Below are 12,150 nucleotides of genomic sequence, written 5' to 3'. Positions count from 1 at the left end.
TTTACATTCGGGATGTCAAATATTCTTTACATGGGAGCGGCCGTGGCATTCGAAGAGAAGAGCGCATGGATCATGTTGGTCCTCGCGGTCACGACGTACTCCGGGTACCTCGTCACGGTGTGGCGATCGGCATCGGACACAGCCCTGGTCGATGTGCCGTACATCGCGCCGATGCTCTGGGCGATCGGCATTTCGATCGGCGCATCGATCGTGATTCACATTGCGCTCGGCGCCTTTTCGGAGCGCTTCAAAGATCAGCGCGACCGGGAGATCTACCAATCCGGCGAGCGGATCGGGCAGTCGTTCATCGTCATCGGCGCACTAGCGGCGCTGCTCCTGGCGATGGCCGAAGTGAGCTACTTCTGGATCGCAAACGCGGTGTGCCTTGCATTCTTCCTGTCGGCTGTGCTGAGTTCGATCGCGCGGATCTGCTTCTACCGCTTCGGATTCCCGCGATGACCAGGACGACGCGGATCACCAATTCAATCAGATCGCTGCGCTTCGCCAACGGCGAGATGACGCAGGCGGCACTTGCCGCGCAGGTGGGAGTGACCCGCCAGACCATCATCGCCATCGAACAGGGCAAGTACTCCCCCTCGCTCGAGATGGCGTTCGACATCGCCCACGTCTTCGGCGTTCCGCTCGACGACGTCTTCCAGTACCCCCGAAAGTAAGGCACCGCAATGAAAGCCATCGTCCAGCACAAGTACGGGACCACCGACTCGCTCGAGCTGGCAAACATAGCGAAGCCCGAAGTCGGACCCACCGACGTGCTCATCCGAGTCGCCGCCGCGAGCGTGCACCTCGGCGACTGGCACATCATGACCGGTAAGCCGTATCTCATTCGCCTGATCGGGATCGGCCTGCGCGCTCCCAAAGTCAATCCGGGAATGGACGTCGCGGGAACCGTCGAGGCCGTGGGCGCTGCTGTCACTCGTTTCGCGCCGGGCGACGAGGTGTTCGGCACCGGCACGGGAACATTTGCCGAGTATGCGATCGCGGCAGAGCAGAAGGTGGTGTCGAAGCCGGCGAACGTCTCGTTCGAACAGGCCGCCGTCGTTCCGACGTCCGGATTCGCCGCTCTGCAAGCCGTGCACGATTCCGGAGCAGTGCAGCCCGGCCAGCGAGTTCTTGTGATCGGCGCAGGCGGTGGCGTCGGATCCTTCGCTGTTCAACTGGCGAAATCCGCGGGTGCGGCCGTCACCGGCGTCTGCAGCACCGAAAAGTTGGACCTCGTGCGCGGCCTCGGCGCGGACCACGTCATCGACTACACGGTTGCCGATGCCACCGACGGGTCGATCCGATACGACGTCGTCATCGATACCGCAGGGCATCGCTCCCTGTCGCAATTGCGTCGTGCACTGACTCGCAAGGGCACGCTCGTCGTTGTGGGCAGCGTGCGGCCTGGACTGCTGCTCGGCGGCTTCGATCGCAACATTCGCGCACAACTGTTGTCGCCGTTCGTGAGTCAGAACCTGCGCGCCCTGGCGACAGTCGAACGGCTGGCAGATCTCGAGGTCCTCCGCGGACACTTGGCAGCAGGGTCGATCACACCCGTGCTCGGCCGGATCTTCCCCTTACAGAATGTCCCCGAGGCCATGGAATACCTCGCGGCAGGCCACGCCACAGGCAAGGTGGTCGTTGCGGTGCAACCAGCGCGTACGGTGAGCAGTAACGGGACTACTCAGGTTCCCCGATCAAGGGACCACTAAATGTCCGACAAATCGCCCCGTAACTCCATGTCCAAGAAATCCGGCAAATCCCTGAAGGAAAAACGCGCGGACAAACGTGGCAAAACCACTGAGGCTTCGGCGATCGACAAGGCCGTCCATCCCAAGCGTGGGTGAGCTCAGGCGGCAGGTAGTCCGTTGAGCACCTCGACCATTCGCGAACGAGTGTCGTTGGCAATTTTCTCGAACGCGAGCTTGGCCAGCGGGGTTGCGAGTTTGGCCGCCCCATGGAGGTCGAGTACCGCCTCGTAGGAGATTTCCGAACCCCCATCGGATGGCCGGACCGTGATCGTGTCCGTCGACGTCGACTGCTTGTTCTCGCCGACGAACACGATCGTGTCTGCTTCGAGGCGTTCCAGCTTGTACGTCAGTTCCGTCGTGTTCCCGAACACCTTGGACACATTTCGCCAGGTTGCGCCGACCTGGAGTGGTCCGTCGTCGATGCGCTCACAGCTTTCGGTACCTGGATCCCATTCGACCGCGTTTCCGAAGTCCTTCAGGTACTCGAGCACTCGCGCTGGCGGCGGGTCGACGGCAAAGGTGCGATGTACGGATGTCATGGTCATCGCATACCCCGTTATGGCGCGACCTACCCGTCAGCCGGTGTGGTGGCCGAACTCGCCGCTCAAGGGATCGGTCGTGAAGTTGAGTGCGGAGTGCTTACGACCCCACACCAGATAGAAGCCGACGATCACCAGCACCCACACCAGGAAGAAGATGTAGGTGTACCAGTGCAGGCCCGCCATGATGTAAATGCAGGCCGCAATCGCAAGGATCGGCGTCAGCGGAAAGAGCGGAACCTTGAACGGCCGCTTCAGGTCTGGTTCGCGCTTTCGCAGGATTATCACTCCCAGGCTCACGACGGTGAACGCGACGAGCGTGCCGATCGACACCATATCGATCAGATAGTTCAGCGGCAGGAATCCGGCCAGCAAGCCGACGACGACGGCGACCACGATAGTGTTGTTCACCGGCGTGAGGGTGCGCGTGTTCACCTTCATGAAGAACTTCGGCAACATTCCGTCGCGGCCCATCGCGAACAGGATGCGAGTCTGGCCGTACATCGTCACCAGCGTGACCGAGAAGATCGAGATCACAGCGCCGGCTGACAGCACCAGCGCGGGCCACGTCGACCCCGTGACGTCTTGCAGGATCTGGGCAAGTCCGGCCTCCTGGCCTTTGAACTTGTCCGATTGCTGCGCCCCTACGGCTGCGATTGCGACCAGAACGTAGACGACGATCACAGTGACGAGCGCAATCATCAACGCGCGCGGCATGGTGCGCTGGGGATCCTTGACTTCTTCACCTGCGGTCGAGACAGCGTCGAGGCCGATGAACGAAAAGAAGATCGTTCCGGCCGCGAGAGTGACACCGTGCGCGCCGTCGAGGAAAAACGGCGTGATGTTGTCGTCGTTGAACGCGGTGAAGGCAATGGCGCAGAACATGATGAGGACGGCGATCTTGGTTGCCACCATGATCGCGTTGACCTTCGCCGACTCGCTGGCACCACGGATCAGCAGGACCGCGCACATCGCGACGAGTATTACTGCCGGCAGATTGACGATGCCCGGGTCGTCGTCCCAAGGCGTCGCGGTAAGTATGTGCGGAATCGTCGGGAGATGAATGTAGTCCAGTAGCGCGTTCACATACTGGCTCCAGCCGACCGACGCCGCAGCCGTTGCCACGCCGTACTCGAGGAGCAGACAGGCCGCGACTGCCATCGCGACGACCTCACCGAGCGTCGAATAGGCGTAGGAATACGTGGAGCCCGAAACCGGCACCGCCGAGGCCATTTCCGCGTAGCAGATCACGGCCAGTCCCGCAGCGACGCCCGCGATGATGAAGGAGACCACGACCGCAGGCCCCGCCTCGGGCACCGCTTCGCTCATGACGAAGAAAATGCCGGTGCCGATCGTCGAACCGATCCCGAAGCTGGCCAGTTGGACAGTCGTGATCGAACGCTTCAGACCGGTGTCGGCCTCGACGAGATCGCCGCGCGGAATCGGCTTGCGACGAAAGAGCGTCGCACGGGAGAGCGACCCACCCGGCTGGCTGTTCTGCACCATTCGACAATCCTCACCCTGGGAATATGAGAGCTGGAACCTGCGCCGCTGCAATAATTTTCGCTGCACGAGAGCCGAGAAAGACGCGCTTGACCGGTTCTCGCGGTGTCGTGCCGATCGCGATGATGTCGCCCGCTGCCCACTCGACGCGCGCCAGCGCGTCGTCCCAATCGCCGCCGATGCTCAGGGCTGTCGGAGTATCGGCCCCGATCACGCCGTCCCCCTTCAGCTTTGCCATACCGGCCGCCATCTGTTCCTGCCACGCCGCGAGGACGTTTCGCTCGATATCCATTCCCACCTCGGGCGGAAACATTTCGGCCGGCCTGACACCGAAGGTCGCGACACGCAGCGGAACCGCCATACGCTCGGCCAGGTCACGCGCGGCGGCGACGACCTGCTCGCTGTTCTGGTCGCCTGAATACGCGCACGTGACGCGGGTGATCGCGCTACACACGTACCCGGGCGGCGCGAGCGCGAGCGGGATCGATGACGAGTGCAACAACCGACCGGTCGTTGCCCCGAGCTTCATTCGTCCGCTGTCGCTGTTGCCGCCTACGACGAGAATGTCACCCGCAGTGCCGGATACGACCTCGAGCAGCGCCTTCGCCGCAGTCTTGCCCGCTGTTCTGTGCACGGTCACGCCCAGTCCCGGCGCGCGCCGCTCCAACTGCGACCGTGCCGCGGATTCTGCATGATCGCCGTATCGCTGCGCATACTCGGCGAACTCGGCATCGATCCGGGCACTGGACGGCGTCGTCCACGGTTTGGGCGTTGCAATTGCCAGAACGAGGTCGACGTGCAGCGCGAGCGCAACACCTGCGCCGAGTTCCAGCGCGTCCGCACCACTCTGGTCCGGTTGATACCCAACGATGACGCTCACCAGAGCGGTCCTTCCGACAATCGGCAGACAGAGCGCGGGAACGCCCACAGTATGCAACAGCACACGGCCGATTTGTCGCTGCGCGCTAGAGTCCCAGGACAAATCTTCCGTCGGGGTGCATGCGACCGTAGCGACTGACAGATTTTCCGAAGAAGGACCGCTTGCCGGCCTCGGAGACTCGCACCGCCATCGTGTACACCTGCTCACCCTGCTCGCGCCACACAGTCGACTCGACGGTGTAGGTCACTCCCCCGGCAGAGATCTCTTGTTTGGTGGACGACTGGTTGTCGTCTGCGTACGCGAGATCGGCGTAGGTAGCGTTTCGTCGCCACTCATCGAGGTGCACATCGGCCAACTGGCCGGCAGCCTGCTTATCCATGCCGGGATTGTATGGGGTCAGCGAAGTGTGACGCACAACACAATGTTCGGTCACTGTGGCTCTACCCACGCCGAACGGGCGTGGGCAGCCCAAGCAACAACCTGACGGAAGATAGACCGTCCGCCACACGGGCAGTTCGGCTAATCGGTCGCCAACTCGACAGGCACCCGAACCGGCGGACCGTTTCGACCGCACCGATGCCGTTCGAACACGCTCGACCTCGTCGATGAAAGTTCCTGATGGAGAACGGTTTAGCTGCCGTAGATCAGCCGCGTCGAGCCGCGGGCGGGAAACCGCGCGGCCACTTCGAACAATGCGGCAGTTCCGCCGCGCTGCGAACATGCAGCGATCCTGTGCCGCGTAGTTACACAAATCGGGCATCGACAGCCCCGCTAGCAAGGGTGCTAGCTCCCCGCTTGCAAGCGCTAGCACTCTTGCCTACAGTTGACTGAGGAGCACTCAATGACGAGCCGGCACGCCAAGGCCAACTCCCCGAACAACGTTGTGTGACAACGAAAAGGTACGTGCGGTCGCGACCCTCCGAACGAGGGTGACCGACCTTGCCGAACTATAGGCCCCTTGAACAGGAGAGCAACAATGAGCGAGTCCACCACCAAAGTCATCGAGAACGTTCGCAAGCCCATCTACGCAACGGTCGGCGTGAGCGACGCCGCCGTTCAGGCCGTCTCCGACATCGCGGTCAAGGTCCGCGAGCGGGCCGAGCGCGCCAACGGCGAGGTTTCCGGTCGGGTCGAAGAAGCTCGCACCCGCCTGTCCACCCTGACCGCTGACGTACAGGAGCAGTTCGAGAGCCTGCGCGAGCGGCTCAGCGAACTCCAGTCGTCGCTTCCCGACGATGTTGCGGAACTGCGCTCGAAGCTGACCGCCGACGAGATCAAGAAGCTCGCCGACGAGTACCGCACGGTCGCCGTCGACCGCTACGCCGAGTACGCGCAGCGTGGCGAAGGCACCGTCGAGCGTCTCCGTACTCGCCCGGCGTACACGACCACCGTTGCACGCACCGAAGAGGCACTCGGCAAGGTTTCCGAGCGCACTCGCACCGTGGGTGAGCAGGCCGCCAAGATCGTCGAGCGTTTTGCCGGTCGCGTCGAAGAGACCGCGGACACCGTTGCGGACAAGATCGAGGTCTAAGCGTTTCCTTTGCTGAACCCGAAGCGCCCTCGCGAATTTCGCGAGGGCGCTTCTACGTTCACGAGTGGGCAGCTTTACAGGATGAACAGCATCTCCTGGTAGGTCGGCAGCGGCCACAGATCGTCGGCGACGATGCCCTCCAGTAGGTCCGCGGTCGAACGAACCGCGGCCATGGCAGGCAACAAGCTGTCGCGGGCATGGGCGGCCTCGTCGTACGCCGAATGACCACCGTCTGCCGTCAGCGCCGCACTCAGCGTTTCCAGTGCGCCGCGCAGGTCGGTGACCGACGCCGACACGGCCTGCAGTGGCGCCATATCTGCTTCGACACCAACGGCTTTGAGTGCTCCCACGTTGGTTGCGAGCTCGGTCTGATAACGCACGGCGGCCGGCAGGACCTGCGTCGAGCCGATCTCGAGAGTCAACCGCGCCTCGACGCCGATGGTCAGCGCGTACTGCTCGAGCCCGACCTCGTAGCGGCTGTGCATCTCTCGCTCGTTGAACACCTTGTACTTGCCGAACAGCTCCATCGCAGCGTCGGTGATCAGTTCGGGCAGCGCATCCAAAGTTGTTCGCAAATTGGGCAATCCACGGGCGGCGGCTTCGACCTGCCAGTTGTCGGAGTAGCCGTCGCCGTTGAAGACGACTGCACCGTGATCGGTGATGATCTCCGTCAGCAAATTCTGCACGGCCGTGTCGAAATCGGTACCATCCGCGATTGCGGTCTCGAGTTCGGTGGCCATGTGGTCCAGCGCCTCGGCCATGATCGTGTTGATCGTGACCATCGGGCCGTTGACAGTCTGCATCGAACCGGGTGCCCGGAACTCGAATCTGTTGCCCGTGAACGCGAATGGGCTCGTGCGGTTGCGATCGCCCGGATCGGTCGGCAACACGGGAAGCGTGTCTGCGCCGATCATCATCGTGCCCTTACCCTTCGACGACGTTGCGGCGCCCTTCGCGATTTGATCGAAGACGTCTGCGAGTTGATCGCCGAGGAAGATCGAGATGATTGCCGGCGGAGCCTCGTTGGCGCCGAGGCGATGATCGTTGGTTGCCGACGCGACCGATGCGCGCAGTAGGCCGCCGTACTTGTGGACTGCCCTGATCACCGCGGCGCAGAACACCAGGAACTGCGCATTGTCATGCGGGTTATCGCCCGGGACAAGCAAACTGCCGAGCTCGGAGTTGCCGAGGGAGAAGTTGACGTGCTTACCCGAGCCGTTGACGCCCTCGAACGGCTTCTCGTGGAACAGACATTCCATGCCGTGTTTCTTGGCGATGGTCTTGAAGGTCGTCATCAACAACTGCTGGTGGTCCGCAGCGATGTTTCCGCGCTCGAACATCGGCGCGATCTCGAACTGGCCCGGGGCGACCTCGTTGTGCCGAGTCTTCGCCGGAATACCGAGTTTGAACAGTTCACGTTCGGTGTCCATCATGAAGCCGAGCACACGCTCGGGAATCGCGCCGAAGTAGTGGTCGTCGAATTCCTGACCCTTGGGCGGCTTGGCGCCGAACAGCGTGCGACCGGCGTTCAACAGGTCTGGGCGTGCAAGGAAGAAGTGGCGGTCGACGAGAAAGTACTCCTGCTCGGGACCACAGAACGACACGACACGTTCGGGATCCTCGTGGCCGAACAGCTTGAGGATCCGCTCGGCATGCTGGCCCATCGCCTGTTGCGAACGCAGCAGCGGCGTCTTGTGGTCGAGCGCTTCGCCGGTCATCGATACGAAGACCGTCGGGATGCAGAGGGTGTTTCCGTTGGGGTTCTCCAAGACGTAGGCCGGGCTGGTTACATCCCAGCCGGTGTAGCCGCGGGCCTCGAAGGTGTTCCGGAGCCCGCCGTTGGGGAAGCTCGACGCGTCGGGCTCACCTTGGATGAGGGCCTTGCCTGCGAATTCGGCCAGTGCCGACCCGTCGCCGACCGGGTCGAAGAAGCTGTCGTGCTTTTCTGCGGTGAGGCCGGTCAAAGGGTAGAAGACGTGCGCGTAGTGCGTCGCGCCCTTCTCGATCGCCCAGTCCTTCATTGCGGACGCGACAGCGTCGGCGACCATCGGATTGAGCGGCATGCCCTGATCGATGGTGGCCAGAACTGACTTGTAGACCGATTTCGGCAGGCGCTTCTGCATTACCACTTTGCTGAAGACGTTAGCTCCGAACACCTCGCCCGGCGCCTCGGAATCGATGAAGCTGACGGCCGGCGGCACGTACGCCTCTACGTCCTTGATTGCCTGCAGCCGGACCTTGTTTCCACTCATCTCTACCCCTTGCCCAGGCGTTACCCTCGGCACAGATGGGCGTGCCGAAGTGGATCACGCGACACTAAGCGGCCGGCGTGGCGGCGATGTTTCGGCGTTGTGACCGTTGAAAGTCGAATTACTTGGTCGCGGGAGTCAAAGCTCAGATATTCGACCGAGTTCTCGAGTCGGTCCCTCGTCGCGCTGACACCGCCTCGCGAAAGTCGTACCGTTGGGTCGACGGAAAGGTGATCATGGCCGTTTTCACGCGTGGTTTCACAGGTCGCCGTCGCGAGCAGGATTCCCGCCTTCCACCCGGTCAGACCAAGGTCGACGATTGGCCCGTGCTGTCGGCGGGTCCGTCGCCTCGCGTCGACACCGAGACCTGGGAGTTCACGATCCGTTCGGAGTCAGGTCCGCCGCACCGGTGGACATGGGACGAAATTCACGAGCTCGGCGTCGAAGACATAACTACCGACATTCACTGCGTGACCCATTGGTCCAAACTCGACATGGCATGGCGGGGTGTCTCCCTCGATCTGCTTTTCGAGGACGTCGAGACGAGCTACGACTACGTCATGGCACACAGCTACGGCGGCTACACGACCAACATTCCGCTCGACGAATTGCTGGACGGCCAGTCCTGGATTGCGTTCGAGGCAGACGGCGAACCGCTTGGCATCGAGCACGGCGGACCCGCGCGACTGCTCGTCCCGAAGTTGTACTTCTGGAAGAGCGCCAAGTGGATTCGCGGCCTCGAGCTGATGCCCGACGACGACCCCGGCTTCTGGGAGCAGGCCGGCTATCACCTGCACGGCGATCCCTGGAAGGAAGAACGGTATTGGTGATCCGGCGGGGTCGAGCCGCATGGCATGTCGGCACAGTGCGCGGGGCCAGGCCGGAAACGCCGTCGGCTCGGCGCATCGTTCTCGACGTGCCGACGTGGCCCGGCAACGCCGCCGGGCAGCATCTGGACGTCCGGCTGACCGCTCCCGATGGCTACCAAGCGACGCGGTCGTATTCGATTGCGACGTCCGGGCCGGACACACTGCTCGAGTTGGCTGTCGACGAGCTTCCCGACGGTGAGGTCTCCCCCTTTCTCGTGCACGAACTGGCGGTGGGCGACGAACTCGAGGTACACGGTCCGCTCGGCGCGTTCTTCGTGTGGCGACCGGATGAAACCTCCTCTGCGCCTGTGCTGTTGATTGCTGGCGGGTCCGGCGTCGTCCCTCTGGTGGCGATGGCGCGCGCGCATGCCGCCGCAGGAGATCCGACCCCATTTCGGTTGGTCTACTCGGTACGAACGCCCGACGACGTGTACTTCGAGAAAGAGCTCGCCGATGCAGCTGCGTCCGCCACAGCACCGCTACAGGTCGACTACATCTACTCGCGCGTCACGGGACGATTGACCCGGGATACCCTGGCGGCCGTGGCCTTTCCGGTCAGCGCTGCGCCGCAGGTATTCGTCTGCGGACCTACTGCATTCGTCGAGGCGGTCGCAGGTTGGCTCGTCGACATCGGGCATTCGCCCACATCGATTCGTACCGAAAGATTCGGAGGCACATGATGTCCCACCTCGACGGCAATGCTCTGGCCGGTCCGATGGCCGAACTGTTCGCGTTCGATATCACCACTGCCTCGGCACGCTGCAGCGGCTGCGGCGCCATCGCGGTGGTCGCGACAGCGCGGGTGTACACGGACGCCGCGGGAACGGTGGTGCGCTGCAGCGGCTGCGAAGCCGTACTCGCCACCATCGTCCGAGCACCGGACCGCGTGTTCTTCGGATTCCCCGGTATCAGCGCGATCGAGGTCCGCAGCTGACGCTGCTCACGCCGGAACGGAGCTCCGGTCACGTTCACTACTGCGCGCCAGCACGTCGGCCTGCATCCGCAGCAGAATCAGTGGGTGCACAATGTCGTGAATCGCCGCGTGGCCGAGGCCGTTCATGTGCAGTCCGTCCTCGTCCATGATCGGGGCGGGATCGGGAAATAGCCGAGCCAACTCCGCGGCAATATCGACATAGGCAAATTCGTTGGCGAAGCAATATTCGCGAACGAAGCCGTCATAGCTGTCGCGGTCCGCGTTCGTGTAGCTTGCACGCTCCCGACCGAAATCCTGCGTACGCGATTCGTCGATCGGCGGCATCCCAAGGAAGATCGGGGTGAAACCCTGGGCAACGCACATGGACCCAAGTTCCGTTACGGCCCTGCGGAATTCCGCAGGCGCCACGGCAAGCTCGGACTCCAGTCGCCGCGATTCGCACATTCCGAGCATGAAGAGCGCGATCTTCGTGCGGCTGCTACCGCTGTAAGCCGTTGCGTTGCAAGCGAAGTCGGCGGCAATTTCGGTGACGGTGCGAAGCGGCGCCGCGAGATTCACAATCGATGCGTATCGCCGCCGGTCCGGTACCGACAGAAACGAAATCTTCAGCCGGTCGGCCCAGCCACCGGATTCGCCGCCCCACAATCCGTAGGCGGTGCTGCTGCCATCAACCAATATCCGCGCCATGTGCCATTCTTCGAGATCCAAACCAACACTGAACAATTGATTGTCTGCACGACAATGGCGCCAAGGGGTATTCGACGTCACATCGCGTGAAGAATTGCACTCACGGACCGCGCTGTCCTGCTTGCTGTGGATCTCGGCCGGTCCGGCTCCGGGTGCCCACGCATACTTCTACGCGACCGCGCGGAAAACTTCAACAGCGGCCCACCGGGGCTGGTCCGACTCGGTTCTACGTGGCGTCGACGAGCGGGGTCAGCGCAGTCTTCTGCTCCGCTGGCAGGTACTCGGCGATTGCGAGCGCGGCACGGCGCAGGCGCGGGTTGGTTGCGGCGCCGGCAATCGCGTCGACGCTGGACTGCTGCGCAAGTACTTCGCTACCGCCGATGCGCTGCAAGGTCTCGGTGCCGAGAAATTCCGACAAGTCGAGCAACTCGGTAACTGCGCTAGACGTAATCGCAACGGTCAGAAATCGATTCAGAGCAGCGTCGTCGAGCGCCCCGAAGAACTCGCCCACGAGAACGTCAGCCAGATCACGTTCGAGTCGGGAGAGCACCGACAGGCTTGCAAGCACGGCCTCGTCGTCACTCCCGATCGAGGAGGTGATGATCCGCGCGCGCCGCTGCTCGGGCAGAACGCGAAGGATCTCGTTCAGCCTGTCCGACGAGAACGTGCGCGCGGCAGTGTGCAGCAGCCCTTCGTCGTCGTCGATCCCGCGTTCGAAGCTCCGGATCAACTCCTCGTTGGAATGCTCGATGAACAATGCCGTCGTCGCATAGTCACGTCTGCTCATGATCTCGTTCGCGACCGGAACGACGAACTCGATCGGAAGCCGCGCCACCAGCACGGGTATCACTCGCGGGTCGAGGAACGGCGCAGCGTCGGCCATGTATGTCGTCGTCAGGCCACTGAGCAGCCCAGCCATCTTGTCCGGGTGGTCAAGTCCGACCGTGCCGCCTGCCCGACCCGCCACCTCCGCAGGCATCACTTTCAGCGCGATCTTGGCAGCAAGCGATGTCGGCATGATCGGCACCAGCCTGCTCACGCGCGCAAACGTCGGAACGTGCTCGTCGAAAAGCAGATTCGACACACGCTCGAGGATTCCCCTGATTGCGGGAGCGCCGAGCCTTTCGAGGCTTTCGAGTTCGGACGCGTCGACGCCGAGTTGTTTCGCGAGCTGGGCAACTTGCGCGCGGACTACGAGTTGGGTCAT

Annotated in this window: 15 protein-coding genes; 8 read left to right on the top strand and 7 right to left on the bottom strand. The window is 62.8% G+C overall.

All coding sequences use genetic code 11. The features are described 5' to 3' along the window. Nucleotides 1–12: 12 nt before the first annotated feature. The 4 genes from JGU72_RS11215 to JGU72_RS31030 are packed head-to-tail and all read left to right on the top strand — an operon-like array spanning nucleotide 13 to nucleotide 1,847. Nucleotides 13–459, top strand: coding sequence for a hypothetical protein (locus JGU72_RS11215; protein ID WP_199683989.1), 447 nt, complete (start codon nucleotides 13–15; stop codon nucleotides 457–459). Beyond that, nucleotides 456–674, top strand: coding sequence for a helix-turn-helix transcriptional regulator (locus tag JGU72_RS11210; protein ID WP_199683988.1), 219 nt, complete (start codon nucleotides 456–458; stop codon nucleotides 672–674). Before JGU72_RS11215 ends, JGU72_RS11210 begins: the two co-directional genes overlap by 4 nt. A 9-nt stretch (nucleotides 675–683) precedes the next feature. Then, complete coding sequence (locus tag JGU72_RS11205; protein WP_199683987.1) at nucleotides 684–1,712, top strand: NAD(P)-dependent alcohol dehydrogenase; 1,029 nt, start codon at nucleotides 684–686, stop codon at nucleotides 1,710–1,712. Beyond that, the gene (locus JGU72_RS31030; RefSeq protein WP_267909194.1) at nucleotides 1,713–1,847 is read left to right on the top strand and encodes a hypothetical protein; all 135 of its coding nucleotides are present in this window, start codon (nucleotides 1,713–1,715) and stop codon (nucleotides 1,845–1,847) included. It begins immediately after the preceding gene. A 2-nt stretch (nucleotides 1,848–1,849) separates the two neighbouring features. Here JGU72_RS31030 and JGU72_RS11200 read toward each other — a convergent pair whose 3' ends face one another. The 4 genes from JGU72_RS11200 to JGU72_RS11185 form a co-directional block, all read right to left on the bottom strand. Continuing rightward, nucleotides 1,850–2,290, bottom strand: coding sequence for an SRPBCC family protein (locus tag JGU72_RS11200; protein ID WP_199683986.1), 441 nt, complete (start codon nucleotides 2,288–2,290; stop codon nucleotides 1,850–1,852). Nucleotides 2,291–2,326: 36 nt separating this feature from the next. Beyond that, nucleotides 2,327–3,796, bottom strand: coding sequence for an amino acid permease (locus JGU72_RS11195; RefSeq protein WP_199683985.1), 1,470 nt, complete (start codon nucleotides 3,794–3,796; stop codon nucleotides 2,327–2,329). Nucleotides 3,797–3,806: 10 nt separating this feature from the next. Beyond that, nucleotides 3,807–4,673, bottom strand: coding sequence for a universal stress protein (locus JGU72_RS11190; RefSeq protein WP_199683984.1), 867 nt, complete (start codon nucleotides 4,671–4,673; stop codon nucleotides 3,807–3,809). 85 nt (nucleotides 4,674–4,758) lie between these two features. Further along, the gene (locus JGU72_RS11185) at nucleotides 4,759–5,052 is read right to left on the bottom strand and encodes a hypothetical protein (RefSeq protein WP_199683983.1); all 294 of its coding nucleotides are present in this window, start codon (nucleotides 5,050–5,052) and stop codon (nucleotides 4,759–4,761) included. Nucleotides 5,053–5,649: 597 nt separating this feature from the next. Between JGU72_RS11185 and JGU72_RS11180 the strand changes: the two genes are divergently transcribed. Beyond that, complete coding sequence (locus JGU72_RS11180) at nucleotides 5,650–6,204, top strand: hypothetical protein (protein ID WP_199683982.1); 555 nt, start codon at nucleotides 5,650–5,652, stop codon at nucleotides 6,202–6,204. Between the two features lie 74 nt (nucleotides 6,205–6,278). Here the strand turns inward: JGU72_RS11180 and JGU72_RS11175 are convergent, their stop codons facing one another. Further along, the gene (locus tag JGU72_RS11175) at nucleotides 6,279–8,456 is read right to left on the bottom strand and encodes a glutamine synthetase III family protein (RefSeq protein WP_199683981.1); all 2,178 of its coding nucleotides are present in this window, start codon (nucleotides 8,454–8,456) and stop codon (nucleotides 6,279–6,281) included. Between the two features lie 233 nt (nucleotides 8,457–8,689). On the opposite strand from JGU72_RS11175, the gene JGU72_RS11170 reads away from it, so the two are divergent. The 3 genes from JGU72_RS11170 to JGU72_RS11160 are packed head-to-tail and all read left to right on the top strand — an operon-like array spanning nucleotide 8,690 to nucleotide 10,256. Next, nucleotides 8,690–9,283 (top strand): molybdopterin-dependent oxidoreductase, encoded by a 594-nt coding sequence (locus tag JGU72_RS11170; protein ID WP_199683980.1) that lies wholly within the window; start codon nucleotides 8,690–8,692, stop codon nucleotides 9,281–9,283. After that, complete coding sequence (locus JGU72_RS11165; RefSeq protein ID WP_374101103.1) at nucleotides 9,277–10,002, top strand: FAD-binding oxidoreductase; 726 nt, start codon at nucleotides 9,277–9,279, stop codon at nucleotides 10,000–10,002. Before JGU72_RS11170 ends, JGU72_RS11165 begins: the two co-directional genes overlap by 7 nt. Further along, nucleotides 9,999–10,256 (top strand): DUF6510 family protein, encoded by a 258-nt coding sequence (locus JGU72_RS11160; protein ID WP_199683978.1) that lies wholly within the window; start codon nucleotides 9,999–10,001, stop codon nucleotides 10,254–10,256. Before JGU72_RS11165 ends, JGU72_RS11160 begins: the two co-directional genes overlap by 4 nt. A gap of 6 nt (nucleotides 10,257–10,262) precedes the next feature. Here JGU72_RS11160 and JGU72_RS11155 read toward each other — a convergent pair whose 3' ends face one another. After that, the gene (locus JGU72_RS11155) at nucleotides 10,263–10,964 is read right to left on the bottom strand and encodes an SGNH/GDSL hydrolase family protein (RefSeq protein WP_199683977.1); all 702 of its coding nucleotides are present in this window, start codon (nucleotides 10,962–10,964) and stop codon (nucleotides 10,263–10,265) included. Nucleotides 10,965–11,169: 205 nt separating this feature from the next. Further along, nucleotides 11,170–12,150, bottom strand: coding sequence for a hypothetical protein (locus JGU72_RS11150; protein WP_199683976.1), 981 nt, complete (start codon nucleotides 12,148–12,150; stop codon nucleotides 11,170–11,172).

The sequence above is a fragment of the Antrihabitans auranticaus genome, assembly GCF_016481275.1.
Lineage (GTDB): Bacteria > Actinomycetota > Actinomycetes > Mycobacteriales > Mycobacteriaceae > Antrihabitans.
Note: the sequence above shows the minus strand (reverse complement) of the source record. Positions and strands in the feature narration are given on the sequence as shown.